This is a genomic window from Streptosporangium sp. NPDC006930, assembly GCF_040635605.1.
Lineage (GTDB): Bacteria > Actinomycetota > Actinomycetes > Streptosporangiales > Streptosporangiaceae > Streptosporangium.
In genome coordinates, this window is the sequence record NZ_JBEYID010000038.1 from 1 (window position 1) to 15,308 (window position 15,308).

General features: G+C 68.8%; 15 protein-coding genes. 9 read left to right on the top strand and 6 right to left on the bottom strand.

Translation table 11 applies throughout. The features are described from left to right. Positions 1–91 precede the first annotated feature (91 nt). The 3 genes from ABZ664_RS37765 to ABZ664_RS37775 all read right to left on the bottom strand — a co-directional run bounded on the left by ABZ664_RS37765 (position 92) and on the right by ABZ664_RS37775 (position 2,937). Entirely contained in the window at positions 92–988 is an 897-nt protein-coding gene (locus tag ABZ664_RS37765) for an alpha/beta hydrolase (protein WP_362521748.1), read from the bottom strand. Between the two features lie 283 nt (positions 989–1,271). Continuing rightward, on the bottom strand, positions 1,272–2,057 hold the full coding sequence (locus tag ABZ664_RS37770; RefSeq protein WP_362521750.1) for an SAM-dependent methyltransferase: 786 nt from the start codon (positions 2,055–2,057) through the stop codon (positions 1,272–1,274). Continuing rightward, positions 2,041–2,937, bottom strand: coding sequence for a helix-turn-helix transcriptional regulator (locus ABZ664_RS37775; protein ID WP_362521752.1), 897 nt, complete (start codon positions 2,935–2,937; stop codon positions 2,041–2,043). Before ABZ664_RS37775 ends, ABZ664_RS37770 begins: the two co-directional genes overlap by 17 nt. A gap of 438 nt (positions 2,938–3,375) precedes the next feature. Here ABZ664_RS37775 and ABZ664_RS37780 point away from each other — a divergent pair, with 438 nt between their 5' ends. Both ABZ664_RS37780 and ABZ664_RS37785 read left to right on the top strand, forming a co-directional pair. Continuing rightward, positions 3,376–3,552 (top strand): hypothetical protein, encoded by a 177-nt coding sequence (locus ABZ664_RS37780; RefSeq protein ID WP_362521754.1) that lies wholly within the window; start codon positions 3,376–3,378, stop codon positions 3,550–3,552. 13 nt (positions 3,553–3,565) lie between these two features. After that, positions 3,566–4,531 (top strand): universal stress protein, encoded by a 966-nt coding sequence (locus tag ABZ664_RS37785; protein WP_362521757.1) that lies wholly within the window; start codon positions 3,566–3,568, stop codon positions 4,529–4,531. Between the two features lie 75 nt (positions 4,532–4,606). Here ABZ664_RS37785 and ABZ664_RS37790 read toward each other — a convergent pair whose 3' ends face one another. Continuing rightward, positions 4,607–4,963 (bottom strand): spore germination protein GerW family protein, encoded by a 357-nt coding sequence (locus ABZ664_RS37790; RefSeq protein WP_362521759.1) that lies wholly within the window; start codon positions 4,961–4,963, stop codon positions 4,607–4,609. A gap of 230 nt (positions 4,964–5,193) precedes the next feature. Between ABZ664_RS37790 and ABZ664_RS37795 the strand changes: the two genes are divergently transcribed. From ABZ664_RS37795 to ABZ664_RS37810, 4 genes are all read left to right on the top strand, one after another. Then, positions 5,194–6,048: a universal stress protein gene (locus tag ABZ664_RS37795; RefSeq protein ID WP_362521761.1), complete on the top strand. Its 855-nt coding sequence runs from the start codon at positions 5,194–5,196 to the stop codon at positions 6,046–6,048. Positions 6,049–6,304: 256 nt separating this feature from the next. Then, positions 6,305–7,252 carry a TIGR03557 family F420-dependent LLM class oxidoreductase gene (locus tag ABZ664_RS37800; protein WP_362521763.1) on the top strand — a complete coding sequence of 316 codons (948 nt, stop codon included), beginning with the start codon at positions 6,305–6,307 and terminating at the stop codon, positions 7,250–7,252. A 21-nt stretch (positions 7,253–7,273) separates the two neighbouring features. Next, on the top strand, positions 7,274–8,455 hold the full coding sequence (locus ABZ664_RS37805) for a zinc-dependent alcohol dehydrogenase (RefSeq protein WP_362521765.1): 1,182 nt from the start codon (positions 7,274–7,276) through the stop codon (positions 8,453–8,455). A 71-nt stretch (positions 8,456–8,526) separates the two neighbouring features. Then, entirely contained in the window at positions 8,527–9,000 is a 474-nt protein-coding gene (locus tag ABZ664_RS37810) for a hemerythrin domain-containing protein (protein WP_362521768.1), read from the top strand. Positions 9,001–9,237: 237 nt separating this feature from the next. Here ABZ664_RS37810 and ABZ664_RS37815 read toward each other — a convergent pair whose 3' ends face one another. Both ABZ664_RS37815 and ABZ664_RS37820 read right to left on the bottom strand, forming a co-directional pair. Next, positions 9,238–9,525, bottom strand: a complete 288-nt coding sequence (locus ABZ664_RS37815) for a Fe-S cluster assembly protein HesB (protein WP_350949887.1) — start codon at positions 9,523–9,525, stop codon at positions 9,238–9,240. Between the two features lie 104 nt (positions 9,526–9,629). After that, positions 9,630–10,997 carry an FAD-dependent oxidoreductase gene (locus tag ABZ664_RS37820; RefSeq protein ID WP_362521771.1) on the bottom strand — a complete coding sequence of 456 codons (1,368 nt, stop codon included), beginning with the start codon at positions 10,995–10,997 and terminating at the stop codon, positions 9,630–9,632. 941 nt (positions 10,998–11,938) lie between these two features. Between ABZ664_RS37820 and ABZ664_RS37825 the strand changes: the two genes are divergently transcribed. From ABZ664_RS37825 to ABZ664_RS37835, 3 genes are all read left to right on the top strand, one after another. After that, positions 11,939–13,312: an extracellular solute-binding protein gene (locus tag ABZ664_RS37825; RefSeq protein WP_362521773.1), complete on the top strand. Its 1,374-nt coding sequence runs from the start codon at positions 11,939–11,941 to the stop codon at positions 13,310–13,312. A 71-nt stretch (positions 13,313–13,383) separates the two neighbouring features. Next, complete coding sequence (locus tag ABZ664_RS37830; protein ID WP_362521775.1) at positions 13,384–14,301, top strand: sugar ABC transporter permease; 918 nt, start codon at positions 13,384–13,386, stop codon at positions 14,299–14,301. 121 nt (positions 14,302–14,422) lie between these two features. Next, positions 14,423–15,292: a carbohydrate ABC transporter permease gene (locus ABZ664_RS37835; protein WP_362521777.1), complete on the top strand. Its 870-nt coding sequence runs from the start codon at positions 14,423–14,425 to the stop codon at positions 15,290–15,292. The last annotated feature ends 16 nt before the right edge of the window (positions 15,293–15,308 follow it).

Here is a 15,308-nt window from a genome sequence, read left to right on the forward strand (position 1 = left end):
CGGTGAGGTCTCCACGCGCCATGACCATGGCCTACCAGGGCGGCAAACCACCGCGCAGGCGAATCCCACTGATCTCAACCCCGTACAGGCCCTAGTGGACGGAGCAGATCGCGGATCCGATCACCGCCGTCACCGCGTCCGGATGCGACACCAGGGTCAGGTGAGAGCCGCCGGGAAACTCGGTGACCTTCGAGTGTGCCCGGTGGGCCATGAACCGTTCCGAGGACGGGGTGATGATCCGGTCGCCGGTGCTGATGAAGTACCAGGAGGGGATCGTCTTCCAGGCCGCGGCCTGCGACGGTGTCGTGAACGCGCTGGTCGAGGCGGGCCGCTGAGAGGCCCACAGGCGCAGGGCCGTGTCCCGGGGCAGGTCCGAGGCGAACGAGCGGACAAAGGTGTCCCGCCTGAGATACAGGTCCTTCGCTCCCTGGGGCGCCGCAGGGTAGGACACCGTCTCGTAGAGAGAGGCGGGATCTCCGGACAGGGCGGAGTCGTGGCCGCTGAGATCGCCGGTGCTCTCCCCGATGTCGGGCGCCGCCGCGTCGACGTACACCAGGGCCCTGACGTTCGGAACGTCCGCGGCGGCGTTCGTGATCACCGAGCCTCCGTAGGAGTGTCCGACGAGCACGATCGGGCCGGAAATCGTTCTCAGGAAGCCGGCGACGGACGCGGCGTCGCCGGTGAGGCCGCGCAGCGGGTTGGCGATGGCCCGCACGGTGTAGCCCACTCGTTGCAGGGAGCTCACCTCGCCGCTCCAACTGGAGGCGTCGGCCCAGGCGCCGTGCACCAGGACGACCGTGGGCTTGGCGTGGCCCGGCGATCGGCGGCAGGGGGGCAACGGCTCACCCATGAGCGCCGACGGCGCGCGTACCGTCGTGGCCGCCCGGTCGCCGGTCGCCGGTGACGTCGTGATGGCTGCCGCGATTACGGCGAACGCCACCACAGGGGCGATCCCACCGAGCCGTAGGCGGACGCGGGCGGGTCTCATTGCTCTCTCCCTGATGCGAGGAATGACCTCCGGGTTCCGGTGAACGGTGACTCCGCCATCGGGCGGCGAGTGCTCGCCGCCCGGCTCTGGGTGACCGCCTTCGTGAGCGTCGGCGCCGCCCTCGGTCAAGGTCCTTGGGTCTGATACCTCGCGAAACAGAAGAGTTAACTCGAGTTACGTTAAAAGATCAGGGGTCGGTGCCGGTTCGGTGGCCTCCGATCCAAGGGCGGGAGCTCGCGGCCGAACGGCCCGGCACGAGGCCGCGCGGCCGGAGCAGCGTCACTCAGCGCGGTGGGATCCTGCCGAGGCCGGCGACGACCTCGAAGGCGTGCTCGGGGTACGGATCGCCGTCGGCGGGGCGCCAGTCCGCGGCCAGGACGAGTCCGGGGTCGAGGAGTTCGAACCCCTCGAACAGTTCGCCGACCTCGTGCATGGTGCGAAGCTGTACCGGGTTGCGGGTCTGCCCGTACACCGCGAGCCCGGCGGACGCCTCGTCCTCCGGCATCGTGTCGGAGCAGGCATGGGTCAGCCCCAGGTAGCTGCCCGGCGCGAGGGCGTCACGCAGTTGTGCCATGAGGTCGTGCGCGGCGTCTCCGACGACGAAGTGCCACACCGCGACCGTGAACACGCCGATCGGCCTGGTGAAGTCGAGCGTGGCCCGCACCCGGGGGTGGTCGAGGATCTCCTGCGGCCGGCGCAGGTCGCCGTGGATCGTCACCACGCCGGAGTGGTCCACCGTCGACTGGTTGTGCGTGACGACGGTCAGGTCGTTGTCGACGTACACGACGCGGGCGTCCGGATGGATCCCGCGCACGACCTGGTGGAGATTCGGGGGAGTGGGCAGGCCGCAGCCGATGTCCAGGAACTGATCGACGCCGGCTTCCGCCATCGCCCTGGCGGATCGCAGCAGGAAGCCGCGGTTGGCCCGGCAGGCGTCGGGGACCGTCGGGAAATGAGCCACCAGCATCCTGACGGCCTCCCGGTCCGCCGCGAAGTTCTCCTCGCCGCCGAGCATGACATCGTACATACGGGCCGCGCTCGCCTGCGACGCGTCACTGGGATGGGTCACCTGATGCCTTTCCAAAGGGGGGACGGTCGTCCGTTACGTGAATGCGGTCACAGATCCTCATGAGGAGCGCCGTCGTGTCGCCACGGTCGCGGGCCGCGAGCGAGAGCCGGTCGAAGGTGACGGCGTGCTCCTCCCGGAGGGACCGTTCGGCGACCTCGTCCCGCTGGCCGTGCATGGCGATCATCTGGGGCCGGCCGTGACCACTGCGAAAGATGGTGAAAGGCCCGTACCCGGGTATGAACCGCGAGCCCATCGGATTCACCTGGATGCTGATGCCCTTCATCTGGGCGGAGGCGGTCAGCGCGATGAGCTGGCGGATGTGCGCGTCGATCCCCGCGATCGGCCGCCACAGCACGGGCTCTTCGATCACGGCCCACAGCACGGGCCGGTCGTCGCCCGCGAGCACCTTCTGGCGGCGCAGCAGCTGTTCCACGTTCCTCTCGACGTGCGGGGCCGGGGCCGGGTATCGGCTCATCCGGTAGACCGCCGCCGCGTATTCCGGGGTCTGCAGGAGCGGTGGGATGACGAACGGCTGGTAGGTGCGGATGAGGTCCGCGGTCTGTTCCAGGCGCATCACCACCGCCGTGTCCAGCGGGAGTTCCTTGCTGTCCCACCAGCCGGGTTGACGCTCGCCGAACGCCACCGACAGCAGCATCTCCTGCTGGTACGGGTCGACGACCCCGTACAGGGTGAACAGATCACGTAGGTCGGCGCGGCGGAAGCCTCGCTGCCCGGTCTCCATCCGGCTGATCTTCGACTCGCTGGCGCGGATGGCCTTGCCGGCTTCGGCGGCGGTCAGGTTGCACTGGAGCCGTAGCTGCCGGAGCCGGGCGCCGACGATCTGGCGGGCTATGTCGCCTGCGTCTGTGTGAGCGTTCACATCACCTCCGAGCGTCTCCGCCTGCCGGACCTGGACCGTCAGTGGAAACCGATGTCTTTTCCGTAACCTGCCATGTTTCTTGACTTGCCATGGCAAGATCGTCCAGAAGGCGAAATTGAGGCTATTGCTTATTTTCTCTCACTGCCTATGGATTTCAGGTAGTGTTCCATGAAATTTCAAGATCACAAAACTTGCGGAAGGCACGTCCGGTCAAGGACCACTCCGCCGGACGGTCCCCGTTCCTGAGCACGTCCGCGACTGCCAGGCCCGCCGACGGCGTCCCCGCCCCCGTCTGGGCCGTCCACCCGCCCGGAAGACGACGTTCGGCCGCGGGCGAGACCGGCGCGCGGGACGGAAGTCCCTGCCGGATGGGCCGTTCGGCCGCTGTGCGAACACCGCTGTGGCGATGGGATGGAGACACCCCCCGAGGAGGTCGACATGGTTGCGTATGTGGTGGCGGGTACGGACTCGGCCCTCACCGACAGGGCTCTCGCCGACAGAGCCGTTGGCGCAGACAGAGCCGTCGGCGAGGCGTGGCGCGGCCTGAGGATCGTCCGCGTGTGCGAGCCGCGGACCCGCGACATCCCGCCGCCCGGGTCTCGCCGGGGCGACTGAGGAGGGGGCCGTCGTGCCGTTCTCATCGTTCGCCTCTTTCGACGTCTCCGCCCGGGAGGCGCCGTCACACCCGGACGGGTGGTCGCCGGCGAGGAGGGAGATCGTCGTCGGGTTCGACGGATCGCCGCAGAGCCGCGCCGCCGTCGAGTGGGCGGCGCGCGAGTGCCGGACACGGTGGATGGAGCTGACCGTCTGCCACGTCTGGGACGGCCCTCACGCCGAACGCGAGGCCGCCATCACCGGACAGCGCCGCACGCTCGCGGGCAGCATCCTGACCGACGGCGTGGAGCTGGCCGAACGGCTGCTGCCAGGCCGAAGGGTGCGGTCGATCCTGGCGCGCGGCGCCGCCGGACCGGAACTGGTCTCACTCAGCCGGACGGCGCGGATGCTCGTGGTCGGACGCCGGGGACTCGGCGGGGTCTCCGGTGTGCTGCTCGGCTCGGTGAGCGCCCATGTCGCCGCGTACGCGCCCTGTCCCGTGCTCGCCGTCCAGCGGCCAGACGTGACACCGCGGCCGGGTTCGGGGCAGGGGCCCGTCGTGGTGGGGGTGGACGGATCCGCCTGCTCGCTCGCGGCCCTGGGGTTCGCCCTCTCCCACGGCCGGGCCCACAGGCTGCCGGTGCACGTGATCCACGCGTGCGCGGACACCCCCCACCGGATGGGGAGATTCGCGCGATCAGAGGCCGGAGAGGACGTTCGGCGATGGGTGGAGGAGGTGACGAACTCGTTGGAAGACGACCGCCGCGGCATGATCGTCACGGCCACCGTCTCCGGTGAACCGCCGCTCGCGGCACTGCTGTCGCACGGCCATCGGGCGTCACTGCTGGTCGTCGGCTCTCGCGGGCTGGGGCCCCTCAGAGCGCGGCTCCTCGGCTCGGTGAGCCGAGGACTGCTGCATCACGCGTCGTGGCCGGTGGCCGTGGTGAGATCCCGCGGCCCGCACGGCCGTAGCCGAGAACTCTCCTTCCGGGGAGTTTGAGCCTCTCCCGCCTCTCCTGGTCGGCGACCTCCGCCACGGGACCTGGAGCCCGGCCAGATCGCGCGGGCTTGCGCGTCACCGCCTCCTCGCCGCCCTGGCACGCGCACGCACGATGGAGCGCACCGTCAGCAGGGCGGCGACGAGGACGATCTGACCACCGAGGATGATGCGGTTGACGTCCACCGCGGGTTGCCAGCGGACCTCGGAGTCCTTGACGACGAACACCCCGGCGGCGGTGACGTCGAAGCCGAACCCGCCCCCCGACCCTTCCGCGGCCTGCTCGCCCCCCTCCTTCCCGCCGCCCCCACCACCGCCACCGATCACCCTGGCCACGGGAATGATCGTCACACCGTCCCGGACGATGGGCTCGCCGAAGACCCGCCTGATCGAGACGGTGTCCTTCGCCTGGTCGAGAATTTCCGTGATTTTCACGGTGCTTTTTCCTTTCGACGGCCGGTGTCCCCTCCATGATCGTGCGGAACACGGTGCCGAGGAAAGAGGCGAAGGTCCGTCCCCGAGGGGAAGCCGCTCCCTGGACAGGACAAAAGCCCTTGTCCTCGGAGAGGACAAAAGACCCTGTCCTCGCGCACCGGAGTCGGGACCTGTGGCCCTGGGACCGGGCCGCCCGGCGCGGCTCTGATGGGAGGGAAGGGAGAACAGCCATGTCCGCTCTGATCATCGCCGGAACCGACGGCTCCATCGGCGCGACCGCCGCGGTCGAATGGGCCGCCGACGACGCCGCCCGTACGGGCCTGCCGCTGCGCATCGTCACCGCCGTGCACCGCTGGCCGAACGACATCTCCAGATTCGCCGTCCTCGAAGGGGAGGAGGACGCGATGACCCGGGGCGCACGCAAGGTGCTGGACGAGGCCGAGGCGACGGCACGCACCCGGCAGCCCACCGCGCAGGTGAGCACCACGTTGGTCGAGGGCCCGCCCTCGCTGGTCCTGCGCGATCTGGCACGGGACGCGGCGGAGATCGTCGTCGGAAGCCGTGGTCTCGGCGGCTTCGCCGGAGCCGTCATCGGTTCGGTCAGCATGCACGTCGCCGGGCACGCGCACTGCCCGGTCGTCGTGGTCCAACCCGGTCAGGTGCCGGCGTACGGCGAGATCACGGTCGGTGTCGACGACTCCGACGCCTGCGAGCCCGCCCTCGCCTACGCCTTCGAACAGGCCAGGCATCGCGAATGCACGCTGCGCGCCCTGTACGCCTGGCAACTGCCCGTGCACGCCTTCGCCCCGGAGATCGCCTACGACATGGACGAGGTCCGCATCGCCCAGTACGCCGTGATGGCCGACCGGCTCGCCTCCTGGCGGCAGAAGTATCCCGAGGTGAGCCTCATCGAGGAGGTTCGGTGCGCGCATCCGGTCGAGGCGCTCGCCGAGGCTTCCAAAGAGGGGGACCTGCTCATTGTCGGCTCCCACGGTCGTGGCACCCTGGGCTCGTTGCTGCTGGGGTCGGTCGGCCGGGGTGTCCTGCACCACGCGCACTGTGCCGTCGCGGTTGTCCGCTCATGACGATGTTCACGGCCGCCGCCGGCGACCGCGGGTCCGTGCGAGCGCTCGAAGCATCCGCGGGAACGACCTGAGCCCTCCCCGCCGCGAGTGCGGCCAGGAGCCGATCGGGATCCACCTCTCCTGGGAGGTCTCACTTCGGGAGGGCGCGGAGGAGGTCAGGCCCGTGCCGGGCGCTCGCATGGCGCGGCCCTCCGTTTGCCTCGCACGGAGGGGGTAGGGGAGACATCGCCGCAGCTCAGGCGATCCGGGAGGGGAAATGACCAAGTTCGGATATTTCTTGTCGAGCGAGGAACACGGTCCGGCGGAACTCGTACGGCAGGCCAAACTCGCCGAGCGGGCGGGCTTCGAAGGGCTGTGGATTTCCGACCACTTTCATCCATGGCTGGACGTGCAGGGGGAGAGCCCGTTCGTCTGGTCGGTGATCGGGGCGGTGGCCGAGGCGACCTCGCTGCCCATCACCACCGCCGTCACCTGCCCGCTGATCCGCACCCACCCGGCGATCATCGCGCAGGCCGCCGCCACCAGCGCGGCGCTGTCCGGCGGCCGGTTCCAGCTCGGTGTCGGCACCGGTGAGGCGCTCAACGAGCACATCCTCGACTCGCGCTGGCCCCCGGCCTCCGAGCGGCTGGAGATGCTGGAGGAGGCGGTGGAGCTCATGAGGGAGTTGTGGAGCGGGAAGCTGGTGACCCATCGGGGCACCCACTACAGGGTCGACACCGCCCGCCTGTACACCCTTCCCGACGAGCCGCCGCCCGTCTACATGTCCGCCTTCGGGGACAAGGCCGTGCAGCTGGCCGGGCGCATCGCCGACGGCTACATCTGCACCTCCCCGAGTGCCGAGCTGGTGGAGAAGTTCCACAAGGCCGGTGGCGCGGGCAAGCCCTCCCAGGGCGGACTGAAGGTCTGTTACGCCGCCGACGAGGCCACGGGCCGCAGGACCGCGCACCAGATCTGGCCGACCCAGGGCATCAAGGGTGAGGCCTCGCAGCTGCTGCCGCTGCCCCGCCACTTCGAGGATCTCGCCGAGGCGGTCACCGAGGACGAGATCTCCGCCCCCTGCGGCCCCGATCCCGAGGTGCACGTCAAGGCGATCAAGGAGTACGTGGACGCGGGCTTCGACGAGATCTACATCAGCCAGATCGGCAAGGAGCAGGACGCCTTCTTCGACTTCTACGCCAAAGAGGTCCTGCCCCGGCTGCGCTGACATCCATCCGAGGAGGAGAACATGAAAGCTCTCACCTGGCACGGCAGACGCGACGTACGGGTCGAGGAGGTTGCCGACCCGATACTCAAGGAGCCGAACGACGCGATCATCAAGGTGACCACCAGTGCGATCTGCGGATCGGACCTGCACCTGTACGAGGTCCTGGGCCCCTTCATGGGGGAGGGCGACATCCTGGGCCACGAGCCGATGGGCATCGTGGAGGAGGTCGGCTCCGAGGTCACCTCCATCAAGCCGGGAGACAGGGTGGTCATCCCGTTCAACATCTCCTGCGGCCACTGCCACATGTGCGGCCTGAACCTCTTCGCCCAGTGTGAGACCACCCAGGTCCGTGACCAGGGCATGGGCGCGGCCCTGTTCGGCTACACCAGGCTGTACGGCGAGGTCCCCGGGGGGCAGGCCGAGTACCTGCGGGTCCCGCAGGCGCAGTTCGGCCCGATCAAGGTTCCCGAGGGGCCGCCGGACGAGCGGTTCGTCTACCTGTCCGACGTGCTGCCCACCTCCTGGCAGGCGGTGGAGTACGCCGACATCCCCGACGGCGGGAGCGTCACCGTCTTCGGGCTCGGCCCGATCGGGCAGATGACCTGCAGGATCGCCAAACACCTGGGTTATCGGGTCATCGGCGTCGACGGGGTGTCCGAGCGGCTCGCGATGGCGCGCCGGCACGGCGCCGAGGTGCTCGACGCCTCCGCGACCGCCGACATTCCCGGCGCGGTCAGGGAGCTCACCGGAGGGCGCGGCACCGACTCGGTGATCGACGCGGTCGGCATGGAGGCGCACGGCTCCCCGGTCGCCAAGTTCGCCCAGACCGTCACCGGCCTGCTGCCCGACGCGATCGCCGCCCCGCTGATGTCCAGCGCGGGCGTCGACCGGCTGCGCGCGCTCAACCAGGCCGTCGACACGGTACGGCGCGGCGGCACGATCTCCGTCGTCGGCGTCTACGGCGGCATGGCCGACCCGATGCCGATGCTGAGGATGTTCGACAAGGGCGTCACCCTGCGGATGGGCCAGGCCCACGTCAAACGCTGGATCGACGACCTGATGCCGCTGGTGACCGACGACTCCGACCCTCTCGGGGTGATGGACCTGGCCACCCACAGGCTCCCCCTCGACCAGGCGCCGCACGGCTACGAGATCTTCCAGAAGAAGCGGGACGGGGCGATCAAGGTTCTTCTCAATCCCTGACGCACCGGACAGGTCGCGAGAAGCACCACGAAGAACGTCACCGGAAGAACACGAAGGGGAAAAGGAGAAGAATGGACGCGATCGTTCTGCTGAAGGACGACCACAAGACCGTCGAGAAGCTGTTCAAGGAGTTCGAGAGCGCGGGGGAGCGGGCGTACAAGAAGAAGCGGGAGCTCGTCGACCAGATCATCGAGGAGCTCACCGTCCACGCTCACATCGAGGAGCAGATCTTCTATCCGGCCGCCCGTGAGGGTGCTCCCGAGACCTCCGACCACATCCTGGAGAGCGTCGAGGAGCACCACGTGGTGGTCTGGATGCTCTCCGAGCTGGCCGGGCTCGACCCCAAGGACGAGCGGTTCGACGCCAAGGTCACGGTGTTGATCGAGAACGTCCGCCATCACGTCAAGGAAGAGGAAGAGGAGTGGTTCCCGGAGGTGCGGGAGGCGATGGGACGCAAGAGGCTCCAGGAGATCGGTGAGGAGATGGAGAAGGCCAAGGCCGGAGCCCCCAGAGACCCGCTCGCCCTGAGCAGCGCCCGCGCCTGACCCTCTTCACGCGCCCGTACGGCTCCCGTGGAGGCGTGCCCCCTCCGAACTTCGCAGGGGGCACGCCTCCACAAAGACGGGTCCCCAGGAGATACGGCGTCTCGGCGGGCAGGGGTCTTCTCACCGGCTCGGAAACGGCCTTCGGGAGACCGGTCCGGGCGGGAACCCCATGCCACGCACGGGCCCCGACCCCCCGATGGGGGGCCGGGGCCCGCGTGCGCCGGGGTCCGTTCCGGCTCAGGGAAGCTGTTCGGTGACGAGAAACGCGACGCCGCCCCCCTCGTCGACGTCGGCGTCCAGCGACTTGTCGTCGAGCATGTCCACGACCTGCGGGTCGAGGAAGATCCGTGCTCCTTCCGACTCCACCACCCTGTCGGCGGACTCGGGGTGTTCCGCGATCGAGAGCACGAGCGATCCGGTGCCGTCGCTCTGGGATGAGATGCGAACCCCGGTATCGGGGGAGTCTGTCATCTGCGAGCTGAGATCCCGGATTACCTGGGCTGCCGTGTCCGTCAATGTGAGCATTGCTACTCCTTGTCGGTATCGGGACTTGGATTCTTCGCCCTTGCCCGCTCTCATCCGCCCCAACCATCCCCCCGGATTTTCTCGCGACGGCCGCGATCGGCCGATCATGAGGAATGCCGGTCGAGGCGCTCGGCCGTCTTGCGCGCGGCGATCAGGACCGGGTCCCACACCGGGGCGAACGGGGGAGCGTACGACAGGTCGAGCCCCGTCATCTCCTCCACCGTCATCTCGTGCCACAGGGCGACGGCCAGGGCGTCGATGCGCTTGGCCGCGCCCTCCTGGCCGACGATCTGGGCTCCCAGCAGGCGGCCCGTGCCCCGGTCGGCGATTATCTTGATCTTCATCATGCGGGCGCCGGGAAAATATCCGGCGCGCGTGGTGGACTCCACGATCTCGCCGACCGGTTCGAACCCGGCCTCCAGGGCCTCCGCGGTCGTCAGGCCGGTGCGCGCCACCTCGTACTGGCAGATCTTGGAGACCGCGGTGCCCACGACACCGGGGAAGGAGGCGTACCCGCCACCGATGTTGATGCCCGCGACGCGCCCCTGCTTGTTGGCGTGGGTGCCCAGCGCGATCGCGACCGGCTGCCGGGAGACCCGGTGGAAGGTCTCGACGCAGTCACCGGCGGCCCAGACGCCCTCCACCGGGGTCCGCATCCGCCGGTTCGTCCTGATCCCCGAGGTCTCGCCGACCGGGATGCCCGCGGCCTCGGCCAGCGCGCTGTTCGGCCGGGTGCCCAGACCCAGGACGATCAGGTCCGCGGGCAGGGCCCGGCTGCCGGTGCGTGCCGCGCGGACCCGCCCCCCTGACTCCTCGAAGCACTCGATGCGCTCGCCGAGGTGCACCTGAACCCCCAGGTCGCGCAGGGCGTCGGTGATGAGGGCGCCCATGTCCGGGTCGAGCGTGCTCATCGGCTGCTCGCCGCCGTCGACGAGCGAGACCTCCAGCCCGCGCCGTACCATCGCCTCGGCCATCTCCAGGCCGATGTAGCCCGCGCCGACCACCACGGCCCTGCGCGGCCCGCGCTCCAGGGCCTCCAGCAGCGCGATGCCGTCGTCCAGGGTCTGCACCCCGTGCACCCCCCTGGCGCCGGCGCCGGGCAGGTCGGGCCTGGCCGGTACGGCACCGGGTGCGATCACGAGCTGGTCGAAGGGCTCCAGGCCGCGGCCGCCCTCCTCGTCGCGCACGGTCACCACGCGCCGGTCCAGGTCGATCTCGACGACCTCGCTGCGCAGCCGCAGGTCGATGGCGAACTCGTCGCGGAACACCTCGGGACGACGGCTGATCAGCGACTCCACGTCGGCGACCTCCCCGCCCACCAGGTAGGGGATGCCGCAGGCCGAGTAGGAGGCGTGCGAGCCCTTCTCGAAGGCGACGATCCGCAGGTCCTCGGGCCCGCGCCGACGCCTGGCCTGGGAGGCCGCGCTCATCCCCGCGGCGTCGCCGCCGATCACCACCAGTCGTTCCGTCATCGCCTCATCCCTCGTGTGGACCGCCGATGCTACGGCTTCCTCCCCGGAACACGCCCAAACGCGCACGCCGCCACGCCGTGTGCCCCCGGCGAGCCCGCAGACCACCTCGAAGTCGGCCGTCATCGCCATGTCCTCGTGTTCGAGATTGTGGCAGTGCAGCATTTTGACGCGCTCCCCGGCCTGAGGGCCGAGGATTCACTCCGTGCCGCCGTTCAGCGGCAGGGCGGCGGCGACGCTCCCGCACTGTGAGCACAGTTTGGAGGACATGCCGCGGACCTCCGCCGTCCCCGCCAGGTCCAGGCGGTCATCCACCCAGGCGGGTCCGGCTGGGCGGGCGGGGAAATCATGGACACCTCCGTCGGATTGATGGTGTCCAGGCTGTCGGCCACGGGCTCGGGCGTCGTCACCCCGAGGGCGGGGCCTGGCCGTACTCCCGGTGACGTAGGAGGGCGCGACCGCGCCCCGGGGTGTACGGCCAAGGGAGTATGCGGGGCCGCCGCGCCGGAGGCGGGAAGGGTGCGCCGGCCGGGAGGCGTCGGATCCGTTCACGGCGCGTCATCCCTGCGAACGGATGCCGCCTTTCTGGTAAGTGATGCAAATATTTGCGAAGAATGTCATGCAGTTTCATGTGTGGCGCGGATCGACGCCGAGGCTTTGTCGAGGGCGAGCCGTCGGTCGGTCCCGAATCGGCGGTCCGGTGCCTCCGTCGCTCTCCGGCGGAGGTCTGGGCCCATATCGGCCTGACCGTTCCGTGTCACCGATTCCTTCGCGCCGCCGTCGATCCCGCGGATGGGGAGGGGGTCTCTCTAGGGGGTGAAGAAGTTACGGGGGGATGACGGGCCGATCACTGTCACTTTTTTGCATCTGAATAGGCGGACTCTTGCTGCACCCTGCACGCCTCTATATGTTTCTCGTAACCGACCCGCCAAGGAGTGCCTCGGATGAAATCCCCCAAGCTCGCGATGCTGCTCGCCGCGGCCATCGCGCTCACCGCCGCCGGGTGCGGCAACGACGACAGCGGATCCCCGGCCGCGGACACCACGCCGGGTGCCGCCGGGGCCGAGGCTCCGGTCACGATTTCCGTCGGCTGTCAGCCGCCGAAGAGCAACCCGCTGGAGCGGACCGCCTGGGACGAGGACGTGGCGGCGTTCAAGAAGTTGCACCCGAACATCACCATCGAGAGCAAGGACGCCTTCCCCTGCATCAATCCTGACACCTTCCAGGCGAAGCTGGCAGGTGGGTCGATGGAGGACGTCTTCTACGTCTACTACACCGATGTCAAGAAGATCATCAGTGCGGGCCAGGCCGCCGACATCACCCCGTACGCCGGCGGCGTCACCAAGTTGAACGACCTGCGCCCCGACGTCCTCGGCATCTTCAAGGAGGGCGAGAAGCTCTACGGCCTGCCCAGGAACAACTACTCGATGGGCCTGGTCTACAACCGCAAACTCTTCACCCAGGCCGGCCTCGACCCCGACGCGCCGCCCAAGACCTGGGCCGAGGTGCGCGACGCCGCCAAGAAGATCAGCGACCTCGGCCCCGGATACGTCGGTTTCGGTGAGTACAGCGCCGGCAACACCGGCGGCTGGCACTTCGCGGCCTCCCTCTACGGGCGCGGTGGCGAGATGGTCACCCCCGACGGCAGGGCCGCGGCCTTCAACAGCCCCGAGGGCAAGGCCGTCCTGGAGAACCTCAAGACCATGCGCTGGACCGACAACAGCATGGGCGCCAAGCAGCTCCTGCAGTGGGAGGACCTGATGCGGATGATGGGCGGCGGCAAGCTCGGCATGATGATCGGCGCCCCCGACGTCGTCCAGGCGGTCAACAACGACTTCAAGGGCAAGTTCGAGGACTACGGGGTCACCGCGCTGCCCGAGGCCAAGGCCTCGCTCAACGGCGGCGACGGCTACATGATCCACCCCAAGGCCACCCCCGAGAAGATCAAGGCAGCCCTGCTGTGGCTGGAGTTCCACGAGCTCACCCCCGGCCAGGGCCAGTTCGACTACGCGCGCAGCAAGCAGCAGGGCCGCCCCGTCGGCCTGCCGATCCCCGACCTGTACGGCGACACCGCGCCAGGCAAGGAGATCACCGAGCTGCGCAAGGCGAACGCCACCGTGCCCGTGGAGAACTTCACCCCCTTCGTGGACGGTTCCGCGGCCATCCAGAACAAGCTTGAGCCGCCGAAGTCCCAGGAGCTCTACGCGATCCTCGACGTGCCCATGTCGGCGGTGCTGACCAGGCAGGACGCCGACATCGACAAGCTGTTGGCCGACGCCGAGGCCAAGGCGAACAAGGTGCTGGCGAAGTCGAGCTGACCCGCTGATGCCCGGGGTGCCGGCCCGTGGGCCGGCACCCCGGCACTCATGTCGATATCGGGAGTCAACCGATGACCACAATGACCGTGAAAGGTCCACGAAGGCGAAAGCCGGGAGCGTTCCGGCAAGGACTGCGGCGCAATCTGACCGCCTACGGGTTCCTGTGCGCGGCGCTGATCTGTTTCGCCTTCTTCTCCTGGTACCCCATGGTGAGGGAGGTCCTGCTCAGCTTCCAGCAGACGAACTTCGTCGACGAGCCCACCTGGGTCGGCCTGGAGAACTTCCGTACCGTGACGGAGGACTCGGCGTTCGCCCAGGCGTGGCTCAACACCCTTGCCTTCACCGGCCTGGCGCTCGTGTTCGGCTACCTCGTCCCGTTCGTGGCGGCGATCGTGTTGAACGAGCTGCGTCACGCGCAGGCCTACCTGAGGTTCGTCGTCTACCTGCCGGTGATGCTGCCGCCCGCCGTCGGGGTGCTGCTGTTCAAGTGGTTCTACGACCCGGGAGCGGGCCTGTTCAACCAGATCCTGGACCTGGCACGCCTGCCGGCCCTGAGCTGGCTCGACTCCACCGACACCGCGCTCATCTCCCTCGTCATCGTCTCCACCTGGATGAACCTGGGAACCGGCACGCTGATCTACCTCGCCGCGCTGCAGAGCATCCCCGGCGAGCTGTACGAGGCCGCGGAGCTGGACGGCGCGGGGCTCATTCGGCGGGTCTGGCACGTGACGATCCCGCAGACCAGGCTCATCCTGCTGGTGATGCTGCTGCTGCAGATCGTGGCGACCATGCAGGTCTTCATCGAGCCGTACCTGCTCACCGGCGGCGGCCCGGAGAACGCGACGCTCACCGTCGCCTACCTCATGTACCAGTACGCCTTCAACTTCGGTGACTTCGGCGCCGGAGGCGCGCTCGGGCTGATGCTCATGGTCGTGCTGATGGTGTTCTCCGCCTTCTACCTGCGCCTGTCGCGGGACAACCAGAGCTAAGGAGGCAGCGCCGATGTCGAACCTCACCGTTCAACCCAGTCGCCCGGCTCCGGTCCGGTCACCGGACCCTCACGGGGGAAAGAGGGCCGGGCGGCGCAGGCCCAGGGCAGCGGCGAGGGAGGTGCGCAGCCTGGTCTCCCCGCACACCCTCACCACCCCGCACGGGCGGCTGATCTACCGCCTCGTGCTGACCGCGGTGGTGCTCGTGTTCACCGCCGTGTTCGTCTTCCCGCTCTACTGGATGGTCACCGGCGCGCTCAAGACCCCGGAGGAGCTCGCCCAGATCCCGCCGAGCTTCTTCCCGACCTCCTTCGACTTCGGGGTGTACGCCGAGGCGTGGGACCAGCTGGACCTGGGAGTGTTCCTCACCAACACCGTCGTCTACGCCGGCGGCGCCTGGCTGTTCACGCTCGCCGTCGACGTCTCGGCCGCCTACGCGCTGTCGAAGCTGCGGCCGGTGCTGGGCAACGTGGTCCTGGGCATGATGCTCGCCACGCTCATGATCCCGCCGATGGTCATCCTGCTGCCCGCCTATCTGACGGTGAAGGACATGCCGATCTTCGGCTGGGACCTGCTGAACACCCCCTGGGTGATCTGGCTTCCCGCCGCGGCCAACGGGTTCTTCATCTTCCTGCTCAAGCGCTTCTTCGACTCGATTCCCAGGGAACTGCTGGAGGCCGCCCAGATCGACGGCGCCTCTCCGGTGCGCATCCTGTGGTCGATCGTGCTCCCCGTCTCCCGGCCGATCCTCGGGGTGGTGTCCATCCTCTCGGTGGTCAACGTCTGGAAGGACTTCGTCTGGCCTCTGCTGGTGCTGCCGGACGGGGAGAAGATGACGATCAGCGTGGGCATCGCCTCACTCTCGGCGCAGATGCCGCAGAACGTGCTGATCGCCTCGCTGGTGATCGCGAGCATCCCGACGATGATCGTCTTTTTCGTCTTCCAGCGCAGCATCATGGCCGGCCTCACCGCCGGCAGCCTCAAGGGCTGACCTCGTCACCCACCTA

Coding starts and splice junctions, on each gene's coding strand:
- ABZ664_RS37795 (WP_362521761.1), top strand. CDS start 5,194: ATGTCCGCTCTGATCATCGCCGGAACCGACGGCTCCATCGGCGCGACC.
- ABZ664_RS37780 (WP_362521754.1), top strand. CDS start 3,376: ATGGTTGCGTATGTGGTGGCGGGTACGGACTCGGCCCTCACCGACAGG.
- ABZ664_RS37830 (WP_362521775.1), top strand. CDS start 13,384: ATGACCACAATGACCGTGAAAGGTCCACGAAGGCGAAAGCCGGGAGCG.
- ABZ664_RS37810 (WP_362521768.1), top strand. CDS start 8,527: ATGGACGCGATCGTTCTGCTGAAGGACGACCACAAGACCGTCGAGAAG.
- ABZ664_RS37765 (WP_362521748.1), bottom strand. CDS start 988: ATGAGACCCGCCCGCGTCCGCCTACGGCTCGGTGGGATCGCCCCTGTG.
- ABZ664_RS37815 (WP_350949887.1), bottom strand. CDS start 9,525: ATGCTCACATTGACGGACACGGCAGCCCAGGTAATCCGGGATCTCAGC.
- ABZ664_RS37800 (WP_362521763.1), top strand. CDS start 6,305: ATGACCAAGTTCGGATATTTCTTGTCGAGCGAGGAACACGGTCCGGCG.
- ABZ664_RS37820 (WP_362521771.1), bottom strand. CDS start 10,997: ATGACGGAACGACTGGTGGTGATCGGCGGCGACGCCGCGGGGATGAGC.
- ABZ664_RS37825 (WP_362521773.1), top strand. CDS start 11,939: ATGAAATCCCCCAAGCTCGCGATGCTGCTCGCCGCGGCCATCGCGCTC.
- ABZ664_RS37805 (WP_362521765.1), top strand. CDS start 7,274: ATGAAAGCTCTCACCTGGCACGGCAGACGCGACGTACGGGTCGAGGAG.